Below are 22,196 nucleotides of genomic sequence, written 5' to 3' on the forward strand. Positions count from 1 at the left end.
CTATGAAAAAACGTATCATACTCTATAAAAAAGGTTTTCGCTATGAGCTAGCGCTAGAAGAGGGGAAAACAGCGACCGTATCGAATCAAGAAACAGCTCAGTTGACCCTGGCTTCGCAAGAAAATCCCCTTCATTTCCAATGGAGTCAAGGAGAAATCTTCTACCAGTATGGTGAAGACAAGGGTGTGCTTGAAAATAGCAAGATCCTTGGTGATGTAGTCTGCTACTTAGCGACAGGGGAAGTCCATACTTATGAACTGCTAGACAAGGAAGAAATCCTGGTAGCAGATGAAGAGGGTGCGGATGTGCGCGTGCATTATCCCGTGCGCTTTCTCCTTGTGAAAAAAGAGCAGACTTGGACTTGCCAGCTCTTATCTGGAAAATTCTACCATAACCACAAACTCGTCAGTGAAGCGACTTTTCCACTAGCCTTTGGGGATGAGCTGGCCATTGGAGATGTGACCTTTAAGCTCTATCCGGAAGAATTTGGCGTGGAAGGGGCTGTCGAAGTAAGTCCTTATCTAGTGCCGCGTTTGCATTCACGCTATGACTTTTACAAGGACTATCCAGAGTACCACCGGTCTCCTCGGATCATCTACCGGAGTTCGGAAGACAAGATCTTGATCAATCCTCCTGGAGCGGAGCCTCAAAAGCCATCTGATGAACTCTTGAAGTTGATCATGCCACCCCTCATCATGGTTGGGGTGACCCTCTTGATCACCATTTTCCAACCGCGGGGGCTCTACATCATCGCGACAGTATCCATGTCTGTGGTTAGTGTGATCTTTTCGGTCCAAGGCTTCTTCAAGAATCGTAAGAAATACAAAGAAGACAAGAAAGAGCGCGTGGAGCTCTACCATCTCTATCTCAAGGACAAGGCCAAGGACTTGGAACAGCTATCTCGGAAGCAGCGAGAAGGCATGTTTTACCATTTCCCAGCGATCGAAGATTTGACCAAGATGGTCAAACGCTATGACTCGCGGATCTACGAAAAAACACCGCTTCATTTTGACTTTTTGGCCTATCGTTTGGGCTTAGGCAAGGTTCCAACCAGCTATGAGCTCAAATATGGTCAGGAAGAGCGTAGTGGGAAGAAAGATGCCTTGGAAGAAGAAGGCTATACTCTGTTCCAAGCTCATCAAAAGATCGACAATCTTCCGATTGTAGCAAGCCTAAATCGGGGACCTGTAGGGTACGTCGGTCCTCGCCCTATCGTGCTAGAACAGTTGCAACTCCTGGTTGCCCAATTAGCTGTCTTTCACTCTTACCATGATCTGACCATTATTCCGATCATTCCAGAAGAGGAAAAAGAAAGCTGGGATTGGATGCGCTGGTTACCTCATGCAACTCTGCAAGATATGAATGTCCGTAGCTTTGTCTACAATCAGCGGACACGCGATCAGGTCTTGAACAGTCTTAACCAAATCCTCAAGCTCCGCAAGGCGCAAAAAGAGGAAGAAAAAGCCAATGATACCAAGATCTTCCACCCGCACTATGTGGTCCTCATCACCGATGAAACCTTGATTTTGGACCATGTCATCATGGAGTTCTTCCGTGAGGATCCGACAGAGCTAGGATGCTCTATCATCTATGTGGCAGATGTGCTCTCATCTCTTTCTGAAAATATCCAAACCGTTATCTCCATCAAGGACCGCAACCAAGGGCAATTGCTCTTGCAAGAAGGGGTTCTTCGTGAGCTTGACTTCCAATTGGATCACTTCCCTGAAGGTTATGACAAGGAAGCCATCTCGCGTGGCCTTGCCCCTCTCAAGCATATCCAACAGCTTAAGAGTTCAATTCCAGACTCGGTGACCTTCCTTGAAATGTACCAGGCGGAAACTTTTAATGACCTCAAGGTCTTGAGTCGTTGGGAGAGCCATGCCCCTTACCAAAGTTTGGCAGTGCCGATTGGTCTGCGCGGGAAGGACGATTTGGTCTACCTCAATCTCCATGAAAAAGCCCATGGACCACACGGTTTGATTGCAGGGACAACCGGTTCTGGTAAGTCTGAAACCATTCAGTCTTATATCCTGAGCCTTGCCGTCAACTTCCACCCACACGATGTGGCTTTCCTCCTCATCGACTACAAGGGTGGGGGAATGGCCAATCTCTTCAAGGATCTGCCTCACTTGCTTGGGACCATCACCAACTTGGATGGCGCCCAGTCCATGCGGGCCCTAGCCTCTATCAATGCGGAGATCCATCGTCGGGAACGCCTCTTTGGTCAATATGGGGTCAACCATATCAACCAATACCAAAAGAAATTTAAACTCGGTGAAGCGACAGAACCGCTTCCTCACCTCTTCTTGATCAGTGATGAGTTCGCCGAACTCAAGGTCAACCAACCAGACTTCATCAAGGAATTGGTCTCTATCGCACGTGTCGGGCGTTCCCTCGGGGTGCACTTGATCCTTGCGACGCAAAAACCTTCTGGGGTCGTGGATGACCAGATCTGGTCCAACTCCCGCTTCAAGCTAGCCCTCAAGGTGGCAGATCGTGGGGACTCTATGGAGATGCTGCGGACGGCAGATGCGGCTGAGATCACCCAGACCGGTCGTGCCTACCTCCAAGTCGGAAATAACGAAGTCTATGAACTCTTCCAAACCGCTTGGTCAGGAGCAGACTACCAGCCTGAGAAGGACCAGCTAGGGATCGAAGACCATACCATCTACTTGATCAATGAACTGGGCCAATACGAAGTCCTCAACCAAGACCTCTCTGGTCTGGATATGGCAGAAGAAATCAAGGAAGTGCCGACAGAGCTGGATGTCATCGTGCAAGAAATCAACCACTTGCACCAACAAGAAGGCATCGCAGCTGTGGCCCAACCATGGTTGCCACCGCTCAAAGAGCGGATCACGCTGGATGAGTTGGACAAGGTCGTGCCGATCGAGGCTTGGCAAAAACGGACAGCTCCAAGCGTCCTGATCGGGGTAGCCGATATCCCGCAGGCGCAAAAGCAAGAAGCGGTCGCCATCGATCTGTCAAAAGATGGGAACATCCTCCTTTACGGAAGTCCAGGTACAGGAAAGACCACTTTCCTTCAGACAGCCGCAATGGATCTGGCTCGTAAGCAGAGTCCAGAAAATCTGACCATGTACCTGCTCGATTTCGGAACCAATGGTCTAGCACCATTGAGCCAATTGCCACATGTGGCCGATAGCCTTTTACTTGATCAGACGGAGAAAATCCAGAAATTCATCCGAATCATCAACCGCGAGTTGGATCGTCGCAAGAAGCTCCTCTCGGAGCATGGGGTCGGCACCATCGCCCTCTACCGTGAAGTGACCGGTAAGCAAGAGCCTACCATGGTCATCCTCATGGATAGCTATGAGTCTATGAAGGACGAGCCTTATGAGACAGATCTCTTCAAGCTCTTCATGCGGATCTCTCGTGAAGGTCTCAGCATCGGTGTGCACCTGATCATCACAGCTAGCCGTCAGAACAACCTACGGGCTCAGCTCTATTCCAACTTCAAGCACCAGCTGACCTTGCCGCAAAATGATATCTCTGAAGTCCGCGGCATCGTGGGAGCAACTCCACTGGCGTCTACTATGGAAGACATCAAGGGACGGGCCCTCATGAAGCGTGACGAAGTCGATGTCGTCCAGTTCGCTCTACCAGTCGCAGGGGACAATGATATCCAAATCATCAACAATCTCCGCGACCAAGTCCAAAGTCTCAAAGAAATGTGGACAGGCCACACACCAGCAGGCATCCCAATGGTGCCAGATGAGTTGACAGAAGCAGCCTTCTACGGACGTGAGGATGTAGCAGCCTTGCTGGATGAAGGAAAAGTGCCACTCGGATTGGATCTGGAAAATGTTCAACCATTAAGTTGGGATTTAATTAAAGGAAATCTTTTATATATTTTTGAACAAGAATGGCAAAAGCTTAATATTATCAACACTATGTTGTTAAGTTTCGAAAAACTCCATTTCGACTCTATTCTTTTGACAACTTCGAAATCTCAAAAACAATCTCGTATCTCAAATGAAATAGATTCGCCTTTGGGAAGGAAAAATGCCATAGAAGAAATGTATGATTTAGTCAGTGAAAATATTGATTTAGATGAAGTGCTTCCTAAACCAATGGTAATAATTTGGGATGGAATTGGAGACTTGATTCAGGAGAATGAGGTATTGTCTGATAAAATACTATATATCATGACAAACGGACCTAAAGTTAAGGTATATAGCTTCATCACAACTCTCCCTATGTTATCTAATAGTCTAAATGTTGTTTCGAAATTTATTAAGCAACTAAAATATGCTGTTGCTGAAATGCGATTGAATGATCAGAAAATCATAAGTGTGTCGAATGTGAAATATTCGGAACCTACTTTGAAAAAATCAGTTGCTTATATGGTCGATGGAAATCATTATCAAACTATGAAATTAGTGAAAGGAGTAGAATAATGTCAAAAAAATACGATGTTTTAATCCAACCTTTTGATTATGATAAAGATAGAATCTATATAACATTCGGTTATAATTTTGGTTTTACTTTACAAGAGTATCAAATAGATAATGAGATTTATCGAGTTAATCCAGCTTCTATTTTATTTTTGGCAAATATCAAGAAACAATTTGCTCAGGAAATATTAGGAAAAAATATTGAGATTTCAGTTAATCCAGGTAATACTACAATTTCGTTTGTTAGCAATTCAAAGAAAATTGAAGAAGATATAAAAAAATTGAATCAGTTTTTGTTGTACAATCCTAATGAAGTGTTCGAAAAGAATAAAAAAGAGTTTGTAGAAGAATATTTAACGAAAGAAAATGATTTTCCTGATATCTTTAACTTATCTATATTAGAATTTCTTGGACAAAATAAACGCTTCTCAAGATATAATCTATTTAATCAAATTCAAAAAATTACATCAGAGGATGTTAGATTTGTCCAAGAAATACTTTTTCAAGGTATGGAATCTAAAGTATTCATTTTAGGAAATGTAGAAGAGAATGTCATACAAATGTTTGAGAAAGAAATCTCTATATCACATAATCCATATCGCCCCGAGTCAATAATTTTTCCCCTGGCCCCTGATGATATAGTTCCTAAGAAAATAGTGGTTAAAGAGAGAGGTAAGAGAGGGTTATTAATCCATTCGAATCCAAATTTTTTTGAAGAAAAGAATGAATTATTATATACATCAGAGGATGTTTTTCTGACTTATCAGATTTTAACAGAACATTATAAAAAATTTCAGCCCATATTAGCTATTGATGGTGCTGATATGGGTATGTATATTCCTGAGATAAATAAAATTGAACGACATATGTTTAATGATGAAATTTTAACTAAATATATCGAGCAAATCAGGCGACAAAATAATTATTTACTGGAGGAAAAACCGAAGGTTTATACAAATTTATTCGTTGTATTATGGTTGTCTGGGGTTAATTATCTTGAATATAACAAATCGATAATAACTAAATCATTAGAAACGATTAGGAATAACTTTTTGATTGTTTTAGATGAGAGTTTATTTTGTACAGTAAATTGTAAGTAAAGGAGAAAATAATGGCAGATCAAATCCTAATTGTTCCAGAAGGTTTTCAGACAGAAATAGATGCACTAACAAAATCAAAAGATAGTGTTTTGGATGAAATATTGAAGATTGAGACAGACGGTCTTGAATTAGAAACTATTACTCAATTGAAAGATATTGTAACTAATTTTAATAATGTGATTAAGTCATACAAAAAATTACTAGCCCAAGATGTTAAGAATCTGGAAGTAATTAGATCCGAATGGATGGCTGTGGATTCTACCATTGCCACTCATGGAGAAGGGCTGACAAGTAGTAAATAAATTTGAGAACAATTAAAAAATTTTGTAGTATTGGAAAGGGAAAATATGAAACTGGATAATTCAAAATTAAGTGCAATTGATACTACCGGAAGTACAGCCTATACGAACCTAGAAACTCAGTTATATAATGTTGAGAAAACTCTAACTGTTCTGACGAATTCCTTGAATTTTAAAGGTACAGGTGCGGAACAGTATAAGTCATTTATGCAGGAAAATTCGGTAAATGCAACCTATGTTTTATTACAGGTTGGGAAAGATGTAAAGGAATACATTGAAAAAATAAAAAAAGGATTTCTTGAATTCGAATCAAATGAGTCTGGTAAGGTATCAAGTTCACGAGTAGATGATGTGAAAAAATCACTTGGAAATATTTCTAAAGCTGTCACTAGTGATATAGATGATCTTGCAAGTAACGAAGAAAAAGCAGCAGAATATATTTCTGTTTCTCCAACTAATACAAGTAAACTGACTGATGGATTTACTACCTTAGATACAAATTTAGAAACAGTTAATAAAGATTTTAAGACAAAAGATGATGAGTTATCTAAAGGTGCGGAAAGTATCTTGACATCCATTAGTAAATTGGATACAATGATCACAAATATTTTAAATAATTATGTCACATCTAGCGGTAAATACAATAATGCAAAATTTAAAGAATTGAAACAAGAAGAATGGTATATAAAAGGGAACGGCTCTATACTTGATAATAAACGAAAACAAGATCCGTATTCATATAATACAGCATATTATTCAGTTTTAGAAGGCCAGATGGCAAAAGGTTGGGGCAAAGATTATTATGGGTATATCGGTGGTAGTTTATTAAAAAATGATGGATCGATTATCGTAGAAAATGGGATGACAAAATTCTATTCTAATGTAAAAGTCTTGTCTAGTAATGTAGAATTAAAACTTGGTCCATTTTTTAAGGGAACGGGTGAAATAAACGCTGCCCAGCTACAAAATGAATTTGGATTTGGTACTGGTGGTCTTTATTTGAAATCTAAAGGTGAGGTTGCAAGTGCGAAAGGACGTGTAAGTACTCTTTTTGATACGGTTTATTTAGAAGGTAAAACTAGTGCAGCTTCATATACTGTTGACTTAGATGCCTATATTACATCTGATAAATCAGAATTTGGCTTTGATATTGATGGATCAGGTCCATCTACTTCAGCTGAAATAGGATTTGAGCTATTTCACTACAAAGCAACTGATGAAAATGGAGAAAAAGTTGGGAAAAACTTACTTGCAATGTCTGTTACTCCTGAAGCTTCTGAAGGAGGCTCACTTACACTAAAAGTCAAAGAAGAAAGAGCATATGATAGTTTCTTAGGTGATGAAAATTGGGATGTCCGTACTATAAATTTAAAGGCTGGAGCCAAAGCATTTTTAGGTATAAATGCGGATGTTACTATTCCTTATATTTGGCCGGATGGATTTTTCAGATGGATTGGAAGAGGTTTTAAATGAGAATAAATAAAATATTATTATTGATGGTTACTTCATTCTTTTTAGTAGCGTGTTCAGGGGAAAATGTATCATCAAATAAAAATGTAGGAAACGAAAATAAAGGAGGACAGACATTGAAATTTATAGTAGCACCACAGTATGAAGGAAAAGAATCTAATTTAATTGAATTAGGTAAAAAATTAACGAAGGAACATCCAGATCTTGGAAATCAAGGAAGCCTATCGATCAACTATACTGGCGCAACTTTCTCATCAAATCAACAAGAATATGCCGTTTTTCTATTGATTAATAAAGCTGGATTTCAAATTGATAAGGATTTTGAATTTTCATTGAGTTGGAAATATGATGGGCAATTCATTTATCAACATCAACGGATTGGCTATAAAATTAGTGACAGTGGAGTATTGCCGGATCAATCTGCTACGATTTTGACCTTGCCAATATCCAGCGAGCAAAAACAAATTGTCGAGACCATGACACAAGAAGAAAAGATGTCATTAGAGATGTCGGATTTAAAAGTAAAGAAGTAGGTTAAAAAATGCCATTATATATTATATTTCTTTTTGCAATAGGGGGCGGGTCGATCTATTTCCTAACTGCTTTCTTCATTTACTCCTACATTTCTAAGCGTTTTGCAAGAAGGAAAAATCTATCAACAGAACGGGTTGATGGCATTGTTGTTGGCTATGCATACGCAAAACAAGTGATTCCACCCATTGTAGAATATATTGTTGATGGAATAGCTTATAAGAGGCAATTGGAATACCGTTGGACCGTAGTGAAATCGGCTCCTTGGATGAGTCGAAAGGCGGTAGCTGATACACCGGATCTTTTGGGTGAAAATTTAGTGATTTCTAGAAACTCAATTGTCTCTTACACAAACGTTTTAAAAGAAGCATTTCCTAAAGGATCCACCATGACCGTCTGGTATAATCCTCAAAATCCAAAAGAGTCTTATGTTGAACGTTTTTGTAATAAAGATAAACTGTATAAAAAGTTAGCTCTTCTCTTTCTCATTCTCTACATCGTTTATATGATCGTTTTTGTGACACTTACTATTTTATCTATAATATACAATTGGAAAGCAAATTAAGGAGGGATCATGTCAAAATCTAGTCAACAAGCTGCAATTCGATCACAGATTAGTGCAGCACAATCAAAAAAAGAAGAATATTTGAAGAAAGCTCGAGAAGTAAAAAAAATCTATGAAGAATTAAGAACTATCAAGGGTGAATTTGTAAAACAGAAAAAATCTTTGGATACTAAGAAAAACGAACATGATGATTCATGGACGGGTAATCTTCATAGTACAAAATTTGTTACTCCAGCAGAAGATCTAATTGAGAATTTTGATTCTAGTATTAAAGCGATGAATGAAAATATAGATAAGTTGCTTAATAAAATAAACGAGTATGAAAATAAAGCGATGGAACAAGATGGATTTATTGGTCAATTAGGTATATTATTGAATAATATTAGTGGATGGTTTGAAAGTTTTGTTAATTAATACGCTATATTTCTGAAGTTTATTACTAGAGTTGATTTAAAAGGCTTTTTATCAACTGTGGATGATTGATGAAAAGTTACAACTAAGAAAGAAATAACTGATTCTTTCTCAGATTGAAGAAAAAAGCCATTTTGGATAATTTTCTTCAATCTTTTTATATTCTAAGCAATAAAAATTTATCCCTTACCAGAAAGATTTTCCCTTAGAATATAGTGTATTTTAAGGGAAAAATTATCAATTTAAGTAGAAAGACTATGATTAATTTCTAGGTATTGTGTACCGATCATAGTTTTTCTATATTATCTTTTGTTAATTTTGTGAAACGAAATCCCCCTCAACTCTCTCCACCCAGTGACTAACTTGATCTTCAAACTAAATTTCGATAAGATAGTAAGGGATGAAGTATAAATGATGGATAAGGAGTGACCGATGTCTAAAGAAACTTATTTACAGCTGAAGAAAGAATTTTGGATGCGTTTTGCTTTTAATGTGGGGATTGCAGGGATCGGTCTTGTGTTATTGATCGTTATGATCTTCAATCAATCGCGCTATATTCCCTACTTGCTTGTGGTTATGGGGATGATTTCCTTAATGAACCAAGTCTTGGTCATGCCGACCAAGGCTAAGAAAGATGCCTTTGAGAAAGAGCATCCGGAGTGGAAGGAGGTGTCGGTCAAAGGCGTCAAGGTTGACTCTCAGGAACAGTCAAAACGCTATGGGGTGAGTCTGATCGCTTTGATCGTGGTCATCGGTTCTTTCTTTGCTATGTATCGTCCGACCCTCCAAGCGCAAAAAGAGCAAGAGGAGAAAGTGGAAATCCGGCAGAAGTTGCAGCCTGCTATGGAGAATATCCAAAAGCAAGAACAAAGCTCAAGAGAAGCGGTCCAGTCTCAGATGAAGGACCTACTTCGGACACCAAGTTCAGCTCAGAAACAGAGGCAACAAGTGGGGAATGATCAGGATTGCCTGCTGTTGACCAATCATTGAGAAATCACTGTCCTATCGGTGATTTTTTTGTCTTCACTTCTCCCTCGAATTAATCCTTAAATTGTGATAAAATAAGGGTTACGAATGTTTTTGAATGGTTTGTTTTGCATAGAAATCGGGCTACTCAAAAGCGAGCAAAAGAATCAAGATCAAGGGAGAAACAATGTCCAACACCTTTGAAATTTTAATGGATCAGCTGGATATGCCGCTGGAGATGCGATCTTCCAGTGCCTTTTTGCATGCGGAGATTCAAGAAGTCGTGGTGCATAAGGTCAGCCGGGTCTGGGAGTTCCGCTTTGCCTTTGCGGAAGTCTTGCCGATTGCTTTGTTTAAGGAATTGCGCCAGCGCTTGAAGGACGAATTTTCAAAGACGGGAAACCAAGCGACCTTTACCATCCAAGTGGCGAATCCGGACTTTTCTGAGGATTTGTTGCAGGCCTACTACCGGGAGGTCTTTGAGGATGGACCTTGCGCGAGTCAAGGCTTTAAGGGGCTTTACCAAGACTTGCAGGTGCGCGCGGAAGGTCAGGAATTGATCATCTCAGGGCCTTCTTCAGTCGATACAGAGCATTTTCGTAAGAATCATTTGCCTAACCTTGCCAAACAGTTGGAAGCCTTTGGTTTTCCGCGTTTCACCTGTCGGGTGGAGTCTGATGAGGAGTTGACAGAGCAAGAAGTGGCGCGCTTTGAGCAGGAAAATGAAAAGATCTTCCAAGCGGCCAATGAAGAGACCTTGCGGGCTATGGAATCCTTGGCCCAGATGGCTCCGCCACCAGCGGTTGAAGAAAAGCCAGCCTTTGATTTCCAGGCTAAGAAGGCGGCAGCTAAACCCAAGCTAGACAAGGCCGAGATCACTCCAATGATCGAGATCACAACAGAAGAGAACCGGATTGTCTTTGAGGGTGTGGTCTTTGACGTGGAGCACAAGGTGACGCGGACTGGTCGGGTCTTGATCAGCTTTAAGATGACCGACTATACCTCGAGTTTTTCCCTTCAGAAATGGGTGAAAAATGAGGAAGAAGCCCAGAAGTTTGACATGATCAAGAAGAACAGCTGGCTACGGGTGCGGGGAAATATCGAAATGAACAATTTCACGCGCGACTTAACTATGAATGTCCAAGACATCCAGGAAGTTGTGCATTATGCCCGCAAAGACCTGATGCCAGAAGGCGAGCGCCGGGTGGAATTCCACGCGCATACCAATATGTCGACGATGGATGCCCTGCCGGAAGTTGAAGAGCTGATCGCCAAGGCAGCTGAGTGGGGGCATAAGGCGGTGGCCATCACCGACCATGGCAATGTGCAGAGCTTCCCACATGGCTTTAAAGCAGCCAAGAAAGCTGGAATCCAGCTGATCTATGGGATGGAAGCCAATATCGTAGAGGACAAGGTGCCCATCACCTATAACGAGGTGGATCTGGACCTCAATGAAGCGACTTATGTGGTCTTTGACGTGGAAACGACGGGACTTTCAGCCATCTACAATGACTTGATCCAGGTCGCTGCCTCTAAGATGTACAAGGGCAATGTCATTGAGGAGTTTGACGAGTTTATCGATCCGGGCCATCCTTTGTCCGCCTTTACGACCCAATTGACAGGGATCACCAACGAGCATGTCCGTGGGGCTAAACCTTTGATGCAGGTCTTGAAGGAATTTCAAGCCTTCTGTGAGGGAACCGTTCTTGTCGCCCACAATGCTACCTTTGACGTGGGCTTCATGAATGCCAACTATGAACGTCATGGTCTTCCCAAGATCACCCAGCCGGTCATCGATACCCTGGAATTTGCCCGCAATCTCTATCCGGATTTTAAACGGCATGGCTTGGGGCCATTGACCAAGCGCTTTGGGGTAGGCTTGGAGCACCACCACATGGCCAACTACGATGCGGAAGCGACAGGACGCCTGCTCTTTATCTTCATCAAAGATGTCGCTGAAAAGCATGGGGTGACCAATCTCAAGGACTTGAATATCGATTTGATCGATGAGAATTCTTATAAGAAGGCCCGAGTCAAGCATGCGACCCTCTATGTCAAGAACCAGACTGGCCTTAAGAACATGTTTAAACTGGTTTCACTTTCTGGGACCAAGTATTTCGAAGGCGTTCCACGGATTCCCAAGACCGTGCTGGACGCCCACCGCGAGGGCTTGATCCTCGGATCGGCCTGCTCGGAAGGGGAAGTCTTTGATGCGGTCATGTCGCAAGGGGTGGATGCGGCGGTCGAAGTGGCCAAGTACTACGACTTTATCGAGGTTATGCCACCGGCTATCTATGCGCCCCTCATTGCCAAGGAGCAGGTCAAGGACATGGACGAGCTCCAGACCATTATCAAGAGCTTGATCGAAGTGGGGGATCGTCTCGGCAAGCCTGTTCTTGCGACAGGAAATGTCCACTATCTGGAGCCGGAAGATGAGATCTATCGGGAGATCATTGTCCGTAGTCTCGGTCAAGGGGCTATGATCAACCGGACCATCGGGCACGGAGAAGATGCCCAGCCAGCGCCACTGCCAAAAGCGCATTTCAGAACTACCAATGAAATGCTGGACGAATTCGCCTTTTTGGGAGAAGACTTGGCACGTAAGATTGTTATTGAAAACACCAATGCACTCGCAGAGACCTTTGAGCCGGTCGAAGTGGTCAAGGGAGACCTCTATACGCCATTTATCGACAAGGCCGAAGAAACGGTTGCGGAATTGACCTATAAGCGAGCCTTTGAGATCTATGGTAATCCACTTCCTGATATTGTCGATTTGCGGATTGAAAAGGAATTGACCTCTATCTTGGGGAATGGTTTTGCCGTGATTTATCTGGCATCGCAAATGCTGGTGCACCGTTCCAATGAGCGGGGCTACCTGGTTGGATCGCGTGGATCCGTTGGATCTAGCTTTGTCGCGACCATGATTGGGATCACCGAGGTCAATCCGCTCTCGCCTCACTATGTCTGCAGCCAGTGCCAGTACAGTGAGTTCATCACAGATGGTTCTTATGGATCTGGTTTTGATATGCCGGACAAGGATTGTCCAAACTGTGGCCACAAGCTCAGCAAAAACGGGCAGGATATTCCTTTTGAAACCTTCCTTGGTTTCGATGGGGACAAGGTACCCGATATCGATTTGAACTTCTCTGGGGAAGACCAGCCGAGTGCCCACTTGGATGTCCGGGATATCTTTGGGGAAGAATATGCCTTTCGGGCAGGAACGGTAGGTACGGTCGCAGCTAAGACTGCCTACGGTTTTGTCAAGGGATACGAGCGTGATTTTGGCAAGTACTACCGAGATGCCGAGGTCGAACGCTTGGCTCTCGGTGCGGCTGGAGTCAAACGGACGACCGGTCAGCACCCGGGGGGGATCGTTGTTATTCCAAACTATATGGATGTCTATGACTTTACTCCGGTCCAGTATCCGGCAGATGATGTGACAGCTGAATGGCAGACCACCCACTTTAACTTCCACGATATCGATGAGAACGTCCTCAAGCTCGATGTGCTGGGACACGATGATCCGACCATGATTCGGAAGCTCCAGGACTTGTCAGGTATTGATCCAAATGATATCCCTATGGATGATCCAGGGGTCATGGCCCTCTTTTCTGGGACAGAAGTGCTAGGGGTGACAGCCGAGCAGATCGGAACGCCGACAGGGATGTTGGGGATTCCAGAGTTTGGGACCAACTTTGTCCGGGGTATGGTCGAAGAGACCCATCCGACGACCTTCGCGGAGTTACTTCAGCTCTCTGGTCTGTCTCACGGTACCGACGTGTGGTTGGGGAATGCCCAAGACTTGATCAAGGCGGGCATTGCCGATCTATCGACCGTTATCGGGTGTCGGGACGACATCATGGTTTACCTCATGCACGCGGGTCTCAAGCCTAAGATGGCCTTTACCATCATGGAGCGCGTGCGGAAAGGCATGTGGCTCAAGATCTCAGAAGAAGAGCGCAATGGCTACATCCAAGCCATGAAGGAAAACAATGTCCCTGAATGGTACATCGAGTCCTGTGGGAAGATCAAGTACATGTTCCCTAAAGCCCATGCGGCGGCCTATGTTATGATGGCCCTTCGTGTGGCCTACTTTAAGGTGCATCATCCACTTTATTACTACTGTGCTTACTTCTCGATTCGGGCCAAGGCCTTTGACATCAAGACTATGGGAGCTGGACTTGAGGCCGTGAAAGCGCGGATGAAGGAAATCGCTGAGAAACGCAAGAATAATGAAGCTTCCAACGTCGAGATCGATCTCTACACCACCCTTGAGATTGTCAATGAGATGTGGGAGCGGGGCTTCAAGTTTGGCAAGCTAGACCTCTATCGCAGTCAGGCGACAGAATTCTTGATTGATGGGGATACCCTGATTCCGCCATTTGTCGCTATGGATGGCCTAGGAGAGAACGTTGCCAAGCAAATCGTGCGGGCGCGTGAAGAAGGAGAATTTCTCTCTAAGACCGAGCTCCGGAAGCGCGGCGGGGTTTCGTCTACCCTGGTTGAAAAGATGGATGAGATGGGCATTCTTGGCAATATGCCAGAGGATAACCAGTTGAGCCTCTTTGATGATTTGTTCTAATTTAAAGTCAACTTGTTCAAATAAGCCGACTAAGTTTCATCTAATTAAGACTTAACAGTAAAACCAGTAGAGATGATTTTTTATGATTTTCATTTCTACTGGTTTTTAGATATGATAGAGTATAAGTAAGTTTTTATCCAAAGACTAAAACTTTAGGAAGTTATATATTGAAATTATCAAAAATGATTGCTATAAATTACTAATAATGATACTCTCAAACAAGAGTAAGCTTAACGGAAGTAGTGTTTGCTATACCTTAATAACTTTTCGATATGGAATGGAGATAAGTATGATTTTAGGTGAAACTTATAGGAAAATAAGAGAAGAAAAGGGGATTTCTATTTCTTCATTAGCAGGTGCTGAAATTTCAAAATCTCAAATATCTAGATTTGAATTAGGAGAAACAGAGATTTCTGTCTTTAAGTTATTGTATCTTCTTGAAAGAATAGGAGTAACACTAGAAGAATTTCTGCTTATCTGTAATCATTATCAACCTTCGGATTTTAATACCTTAATAGCTTCTGTTAAACAGGCTGCATATAATGAAGATGCTCAAGCATTACTAGATATGGTAGAGAAAGAAATAGAACTTTTTCATGGGACAAATTCTCATTACCATAAATTAAATGCTATTTTCATTGAAAGTATTGTTTCGGGAATGGATAAGAATCATCAATTGAGTCATCAAGACGCCTCTTATCTTACAAACTATTTATTTTCTGTTGAAAACTGGGGTTATTACGAAACGCTCATCCTTGGAAATTGCTGTCGTGTTCTATCTCCAGATTTATTATTTAGATATGCCAAAGAGGCGCTCAAAAAAGGGAAATTGTATAGTTCTATACCTAGAAATAGACAATCTCTCATTCAACTACTTCTCAATTCTTTGATTATAATGATTGAGAACGACTTATATGAGGAATCTTTATTTTTAAAACAGGCTACGAAGAATATATTAGCGGATTCCACAGATTTTTTTGAACAAACTATTTTGCTGTATTTAGATGGATATTTGGAACTGAAATTCTATCATAATCAAAAATCACTTTTAAAAATCGAAGAAGCTTTAAAAATATTCGAACTCTTCAATAAAACAATCTACAAAAATTACAAACAATACTTTGAGAAACACATCGTTCATTTAGTAGACTAGGCTATTTATCTATAAGGTAATAACGTGATCAAACTCTTCCAATATTTCTGGATTTTGATCATGAGTAATGACAATAACAATTACATCTTTAATGGATAGAATGTAGTCCAACATTTCTTTGGCTTTTATTGGATCAAGGTTGCTTGTAGGTTCGTCAAATATATATACAGAATATGGTTTGACTAAAAACCTAGCTAAATCAATTCGTTGTTTTTCCCCTTCTGAAATAGTTTGATTTGATTGAGATAGACTCTTATTAAGAAATTCTTCATTAAATCCTAAGGCTTTTCTTAATTTTTCAGTTAAATAAAGATTTCTGGATAGTTTGATATTCTCTAGGACATTTCCTTCAATCAGAAAATCATTTTTTTGCACAAATGCAATATCTTTATATAACTCCTCTGAGGAAATATCAATATTCTGTTTTCCGTTGATTTGTATTTCCCCATCATAAAGATTTTTGGAATAATAATTTAGTATTAATTTTACTAAAGTTGTTTTCCCAGCTCCTGAAGCACCGATAATTGCATAGCGCTTGCCTTTTTTAAATTCATAGGAAAAATGATCAAATAATATTTTATTTTCAATTTCATAATGTAATTGGCTAATAGAAATGGTCGAAATGTTATCACAATCAATTGTACTTGTTTTATGGAAAATTTCATGATTTGTCTCATATAGATTTTCTTGGATATTATCAATAATGGACTTGCTACTGCTGATTAAATTTTTATTGTAAAGAATAGATTGTAATGGAGCAAAAACACCGTTTAATAATTGAATACTTGCTACGAGTAATCCAATAGTGAGTAAGTTATTTCTTACAAAAAAGATACCAGCGACCATACAGGATAGTTGAGAGCAAAAACTTAGTAAAATTCCAGTAGTTGAAGCTAAGTCTTTTAAGAATTGATATGTTTTTCTGGACTCTTCAAATTCTAAACTGATTCCCTGAATTTTTTCTTGGGTCCAGCTTTGAATATTTAATAACTTAATTTGTTCAAAACCATCAATAAAGTTTGTCATTTTTGATAAATAGTGATTATTTTGTAGAGAATAATTATTAGTTGCTTTAGTCATTAACTTTCCAGGAATTTGTGATAGAAAAACCGTTATACTCGACAATAAAAGAAAGACTAATGCTAATCGCCATTCTATATAAATAATAGCAGCCACACTTATGATAAGGCTCCCTAAATTTGCGATTAGAGAGATTCTAGGAATCAATAAATTTTCTTGAATAAGGTCACTGTTTTTGGTGATATTATTTAAGAAATCTGAATGGTTACGGTTGTCAATTTGGTTAAATTCACGCGATAAATAATGTAATAAGAGACGCCTTTTTAGATCTAAAATAACTTTTTTTACATATTGGTTTTTAAGATAGGAATAGGAAGAAGAAATCAAGAACCACAGTAAAATCGAACTTACACAAATAGAGATATGAAAGAGTAATCCACTATTTGAATTAGATATACTATCAAGTATTTTTCCTAATTGCAGAGAGAAGAGTGTCATTAAAAGAGCACTTGTCAGACTTAATAAAATAAGCAAGAAATATAGTAATTTATATTGTTTCATAATCTGGTTCATATTTTTCACCTCTTAATCTATGATAGCAACATTATATTCTAAAACTAAAACTCAGGCTGAGATCTCCCATATTTGGGACATTAATTTTATTTCTTTACTATATTTTGGCTTATAGACATCCGTTGTATATCAAATGGATTTACAATAACCTTCTTTTTGTTAAAATAGTCTATAGAAAGAAGGTGAGAATATGTCAAAGACGAGCATGAGTATTCGTTTGGATAGTGAGGTTAAGGAACAGGCCCAACTGGTATTTAATCATTTAGGGATGGATATGACCACGGCTATCAACATTTTCCTTCGTCAGGCTATTCAATATCAAGGCTTACCTTTTGATGTTCGATTAGACGATCATGGTAAGTTGCTCCAAGTCGTAACGGATGTAGAGCAAAATCGGAATATGAGTCAGCCCTTTGAATCAGTCTCAGACTTGATGGAGGATCTACGTGCTTAAGATTCGTTAGTGGCAGACAAGGTGCTGCTCCTTTCCACCGCCATGCTCTCAGGAGCAATGGCTCTAGCCGGCTTATTTTCAGCTTTAAAAGATTAACTGACAGCCTCTATTTTCCTTTTGAAAATAGAGGTTTTTCAGTCCTCTCAGATCTGATAGGTGTTTTCTTTGGTCCTAGAATGTGTTACAATTTTTAGTAACAAGTGTTTGTGAGAAGCAACCCGAAAGAAAGGGATTTTCTTCAAAAAAGATAAAAGAGAGGACAGGAGTGTGGCGAGATATTTAGTAGGGCCTTACAACAATAGTTGGAACTTTATGGATGCGATTGAAAAAGCGCAGGATGGAGATACCATCGAGTTTGAAAATGGGTATGTCTTTCAATGGCCAACAGATGAGGTGATTGTGATCAACAAGAGCCTTCATTTTGTGGGGCATGTGGTTCCAAATCCAAATGGCAATGGGCGCATGTTTAACAACACCATTGAGGCTTCCTTCCGATTTGTAGAGGGAGCTCAGGTGACATTTGAAGATCTGTGGTTTAAAGTTGGTGGGAACTATACTGCCTTGACCTTATGGAATGAGTCAGCTATCACCTGTAAACAGGTCTATTTTGAAATCACTACTCCGACAAATAGTGAATTTTTTATCTATATGGATACGCATTCGAAAATGACTTTGGATGGAGTTGGGATGAAGGTTCCGGAAAAACACCAAAGTGTCATCGGAATGTCAGCATCAGAATTGTCCATTTTAAATTCAACGATTTTTTCTAAGATAGATCTATCAGAAGGTTCCAAGTTGACCTTAGAAAATGTCCATATTGAAAAATTTGGGAATAATACGATCCATGCCAAGGACTCAGAAGTGATCGCAAAAAATTCAACGATTACAGGCGGGGATCTGGAAAAGGATTTTCCACCAGTTTGGTTGAGGAATGTCATCTGGGAGTCTGAAAACTGTAAAATTGAGCTACCTACGGGGACTGGGGTCTGTCTTGACAATAATGTTCAATTCAATTCGGATTCGGATCGTATGACCTCCATCAATTCATACAATAGTATGATCCGAGCTCACCAAGCGACATTTACAGAATTTTTATGCGTCTATGAAGAGTCCTTTGCTTCCTTAACTGGAGAAACGACTTTCTTGAATGAGAATGCCCAAACCATTTCATTTGGCGTTTTCAATGATGGTGTGCTGATGGCTGAGCATATGATTTGTCATAAGATTGCGGATCCTAATATCCGGCTTCAAGGTGGAGCCTTTGCGAAGGTGGACACCCTGACCTATACGCAGGGCGATGCGCGTGATCTGACCAAGGAAATTGAGGATGGTTGTGACTATCTTATCGGTAGAGAAGTGGCCAAGGGCAATGCGCAAGTGGCTTCTACGGGACCAGTATCGGATGCAACGGTGGCTCCAATCCCTACAACGGGGTCTGAGCCAGAGAAGAAACAAGATGCTCTTCAGGAACTCAATAGCCTGATCGGTCTTGAAAAAGTCAAACATGAGATCAAGAAAATGATCAACATGGTGGAATTTAACAAGAAACGGATTGCCAGTGGTAAGGCGCCTGAAAAGCAAACCCTCCACGCAGCCTTTATGGGAAATCCTGGTACAGGAAAGACCACTGTGGCCCGTCTCTTGGGACAAGTGCTCTTTGATGCAGGTGTCCTCTCCGGGGAAGAATTTCGTTTCGTGGAAGCAACGGAGTCCGATCTGATTTCTTCGAATATTGGAGGAACCGCTGAACAGACTCAGGCTCTGCTTGAAAAAGCGCGAGGAGGTATCCTCTTTATTGATGAAGCCTATAGCTTGGATAAAAAGGATAGTGGTGCTGATTTTGGGATCGAGGCGATCAATACCATCCTCAAGTTTATGGAGGACAATCGCGATGACATCATGATCATCTTTGCCGGCTATACCAAGGAAATGGAAGAGTTCTTAAAGACCAACCCAGGCCTTCGTTCTCGGGTGCCAAATAATTTCATCTTTGAAGATTTCACAGGAGATGAGATTGTCCAACTGGGCGAAATGATCCTAAGCAAAGGGGACTACAAGCTCGAAGACCGTGACTACTATGCGCGACATATTAAGCGGGCTTATGATGCCTCACTAGATAAGAGCAATGGTCGTTGGATCCGTAACCTCGATGAGCAATTGACCAAGACCATGGCAGATCGGGTGGTGGCCCAAGGTTCCGATGATATTGAGACTATTTTGAACAGTGATATTGATGCTGTCCTTAACCAAGGCAAGTACCAGGCAGGAGCTGACAAGGAAGAAGATGGGATGGCTGCTCTCAACCGTTTGGTTGGCATTGCCAAGGTGAAAGAGCAAGTCGAACAATTTGTAGCCATGGCTGAGTTCAACCAAAAACGGGCTGAACAAGGCGGTATCGTCGAAGATACGACCTTGCACTCTCTCTTTCTTGGAAATCCCGGTACAGGGAAGACAACCGTTGCCCGCATTTTAGGTAATATCCTCTTCCAAAAAGGGGTGATCAATCAGAAGAAATTCATCGAAGTGTCGCGGAGCAATCTGGTTGGAGGCTACCAAGGTCAAACAGCCTTAAAGACGCGCGAAGTTTTAGAGAGTGCGCTGGGTGGAGTCCTCTTTATCGACGAGGCCTATACGCTCTTTACCGGTTCAAATGATGATTTTGGGAAGGAAGCTTTGGATGAAATCCTCAAGTTTATGGAGGACCACCGTCGTGATATCGTGATTATCTTTGCTGGCTACACGAAAGAGATGCATGACTTCTTGCAGGTCAATTCAGGTCTGCAAAGTCGGATCCCGACTACATTTGACTTTGAAGACTATAGTCCAGATGAGATCGTCGAGATCGGTCTGTTGGGATTGCGCAAGCAAGGCTACCAAGTCAATGAAGCTCTTTACGGAGAGATTGTGAGAGAAAATTATATGCGGGCCAATGACCATAGTAATGGTCGCTGGGTTCGTAATCTCAATGAAAAACTCTTGCGCCAAGTATCGACTCGGGTAACCCGTGAAGGTAGTACGGATTACAATTCGATTTTAGATCAAGATTTGGAAGCTTTGAGAGGGAATGGCAATACTGAACATCCCCATACAGTAGATGATCAAGGCTATGTTCTTCCTTAAGCTAAAAGGAACAAGAAAAAAGAGGCTGGGACAAAAGTCCTAGCCTCTCAATTATTTTTGGATTGTAGAGCAAGACGCAGTGGTTGAGTGGGCTCTACTACGCTGATTTCATCAGCTTTTACAGCCCTACTCAACTGTGCGGAGGTGGGACGACGAAATCGAATTCTAACGAATTATCGATTTCTGTCCCACTCTCTTTTTACATGGACTTATGGTATACTAGGAGGAGATCATTCACTTATGAAGGAGAAAACAATGGTTTTACCAAATTTTAAAGAAAACCTCGAAAAATACGCTAAATTGTTAGTGGCGAACGGTATCAATGTGCAACCTGGGCATACCTTGGTCTTGAACATCGATGTGGAACAAAGAGAATTGGCCCACTTGATCGTGAAGGAAGCCTATGCCTTGGGGGCGCATGAAGTGATTGTCCAATGGGCAGATGATTTCACTACCCGGGAAAAATTCCTCCATGCACCGATGGATCGTTTGGACAATGTGCCAGACTACAAGATTGCGGAGATGAACTACCTCTTAGACCACAAAGCTAGTCGCTTGGGTGTGCGCTCGTCTGATCCAGGTGCCTTAAATGGTGTTGATGCAGAGAAGCTTTCTGCCTCGGCTAAGGCTTTGGGCATGGCCATGAAACCAATGCGCATCGCTACTCAATCTAACAAGGTCAGCTGGACCGTTGCTGCAGCAGCAGGTTTAGAATGGGCGAAAAAGGTCTTCCCAAATGCGGCGAGCGATGAAGAAGCAGTGGATCTCCTGTGGGATCAAATCTTCAAGACTTGCCGAGTCTACGAGGAAGATCCAGTCAAGGCTTGGGAAGAGCATGCAGCTATTCTCAAGAGCAAGGCAGATACACTGAATAAGGAACAATTCTCAGCCCTTCATTACACAGCCCCAGGGACTGATTTGACTCTTGGCTTGCCGAAAAACCACGTCTGGGAATCTGCCGGAGCCATCAATGCCCAAGGCGAAAGCTTCTTGCCAAACATGCCGACAGAAGAGGTCTTCACAGCTCCTGACTTCCGTCGTGCAGAAGGTTATGTCACTTCCACAAAACCGCTTAGCTACAATGGGAACATCATCGAAGGCATCAAAGTGACCTTTGAAAGTGGAGAAATCGTAGATATCACAGCAGAAAAAGGCGATCAAGTCATGAAAGATTTGGTCTTCAAAAACAAGGGAGCGCGTGCCTTGGGTGAATGTGCCCTCGTACCAGATCCAAGTCCAATTTCCCAATCAGGCATTACCTTCTTTAACACCCTCTTTGATGAAAATGCCTCTAACCACTTGGCCATCGGGGCAGCCTATGCAACCAGCGTAGAAGGTGGCGCAGAGTTCACAGAAGAAGAACTCGAAGCAGCCGGCCTCAACCGCTCAGACGTCCACGTCGACTTCATGATCGGCTCAAGCCAAATGGATATCGACGGCATCCGAGAAGACGGCACCCGCGTCCCAGTCTTCCGCAACGGAGATTGGGCAATATAGGGAGCAAAACAGAAATCAGTAACTCGAAGAGTTTGATTTC

14 protein-coding genes are annotated in these 22,196 nt (G+C 41.6%); 13 read left to right on the top strand and 1 reads right to left on the bottom strand.

Features of this window, described 5'->3' with window-relative positions; all coding sequences use genetic code 11:
- Positions 1-2 precede the first annotated feature (2 nt).
- The 10 genes from essC to HMPREF2686_RS01520 all read left to right on the top strand — a co-directional run bounded on the left by essC (position 3) and on the right by HMPREF2686_RS01520 (position 15,492).
- Positions 3-4,418, top strand: a complete 4,416-nt coding sequence (gene essC, locus HMPREF2686_RS01475; protein ID WP_070448955.1) for a type VII secretion protein EssC — start codon at positions 3-5, stop codon at positions 4,416-4,418.
- Positions 4,418-5,515, top strand: a complete 1,098-nt coding sequence (locus HMPREF2686_RS01480) for a hypothetical protein (RefSeq protein ID WP_070448957.1) — start codon at positions 4,418-4,420, stop codon at positions 5,513-5,515. The genes essC and HMPREF2686_RS01480 overlap by 1 nt, the downstream gene beginning before the upstream one ends.
- 11 nt (positions 5,516-5,526) lie before the next feature.
- Entirely contained in the window at positions 5,527-5,817 is a 291-nt protein-coding gene (locus tag HMPREF2686_RS01485; protein WP_049482413.1) for a hypothetical protein, read from the top strand.
- Positions 5,818-5,862: 45 nt separating this feature from the next.
- The gene (locus HMPREF2686_RS01490; RefSeq protein ID WP_049482414.1) at positions 5,863-7,287 is read left to right on the top strand and encodes a T7SS effector LXG polymorphic toxin; all 1,425 of its coding nucleotides are present in this window, start codon (positions 5,863-5,865) and stop codon (positions 7,285-7,287) included.
- The gene (locus HMPREF2686_RS01495; RefSeq protein ID WP_053092568.1) at positions 7,284-7,817 is read left to right on the top strand and encodes a hypothetical protein; all 534 of its coding nucleotides are present in this window, start codon (positions 7,284-7,286) and stop codon (positions 7,815-7,817) included. The genes HMPREF2686_RS01490 and HMPREF2686_RS01495 overlap by 4 nt, the downstream gene beginning before the upstream one ends.
- Before the next feature lie 8 nt (positions 7,818-7,825).
- Positions 7,826-8,380 (top strand): DUF3592 domain-containing protein, encoded by a 555-nt coding sequence (locus tag HMPREF2686_RS01500; protein ID WP_049482417.1) that lies wholly within the window; start codon positions 7,826-7,828, stop codon positions 8,378-8,380.
- A 9-nt stretch (positions 8,381-8,389) separates the two neighbouring features.
- Complete coding sequence (locus HMPREF2686_RS01505; RefSeq protein WP_049482422.1) at positions 8,390-8,794, top strand: DUF5082 family protein; 405 nt, start codon at positions 8,390-8,392, stop codon at positions 8,792-8,794.
- Positions 8,795-9,223: 429 nt separating this feature from the next.
- Complete coding sequence (locus HMPREF2686_RS01510; protein WP_070448960.1) at positions 9,224-9,781, top strand: hypothetical protein; 558 nt, start codon at positions 9,224-9,226, stop codon at positions 9,779-9,781.
- 163 nt (positions 9,782-9,944) lie between these two features.
- Positions 9,945-14,339, top strand: a complete 4,395-nt coding sequence (locus tag HMPREF2686_RS01515; protein WP_070448961.1) for a PolC-type DNA polymerase III — start codon at positions 9,945-9,947, stop codon at positions 14,337-14,339.
- A 289-nt stretch (positions 14,340-14,628) separates the two neighbouring features.
- Positions 14,629-15,492, top strand: coding sequence for a helix-turn-helix domain-containing protein (locus tag HMPREF2686_RS01520; protein ID WP_070448963.1), 864 nt, complete (start codon positions 14,629-14,631; stop codon positions 15,490-15,492).
- 9 nt (positions 15,493-15,501) lie between these two features.
- Here HMPREF2686_RS01520 and HMPREF2686_RS01525 read toward each other — a convergent pair whose 3' ends face one another.
- The gene (locus HMPREF2686_RS01525) at positions 15,502-17,085 is read right to left on the bottom strand and encodes an ATP-binding cassette domain-containing protein (protein WP_070448965.1); all 1,584 of its coding nucleotides are present in this window, start codon (positions 17,083-17,085) and stop codon (positions 15,502-15,504) included.
- 190 nt (positions 17,086-17,275) lie between these two features.
- Between HMPREF2686_RS01525 and HMPREF2686_RS01530 the strand changes: the two genes are divergently transcribed.
- The 3 genes from HMPREF2686_RS01530 to HMPREF2686_RS01540 all read left to right on the top strand — a co-directional run bounded on the left by HMPREF2686_RS01530 (position 17,276) and on the right by HMPREF2686_RS01540 (position 22,156).
- On the top strand, positions 17,276-17,539 hold the full coding sequence (locus tag HMPREF2686_RS01530) for a type II toxin-antitoxin system RelB/DinJ family antitoxin (protein WP_009732165.1): 264 nt from the start codon (positions 17,276-17,278) through the stop codon (positions 17,537-17,539).
- A 267-nt stretch (positions 17,540-17,806) separates the two neighbouring features.
- On the top strand, positions 17,807-20,659 hold the full coding sequence (locus tag HMPREF2686_RS01535) for an AAA family ATPase (RefSeq protein WP_070448966.1): 2,853 nt from the start codon (positions 17,807-17,809) through the stop codon (positions 20,657-20,659).
- 255 nt (positions 20,660-20,914) lie between these two features.
- Positions 20,915-22,156, top strand: coding sequence for an aminopeptidase (locus tag HMPREF2686_RS01540; protein WP_070448968.1), 1,242 nt, complete (start codon positions 20,915-20,917; stop codon positions 22,154-22,156).
- The last annotated feature ends 40 nt before the right edge of the window (positions 22,157-22,196 follow it).

This window comes from Streptococcus sp. HMSC057G03 (assembly GCF_001808745.1).
Lineage (GTDB): Bacteria > Bacillota > Bacilli > Lactobacillales > Streptococcaceae > Streptococcus > Streptococcus parasanguinis_Z.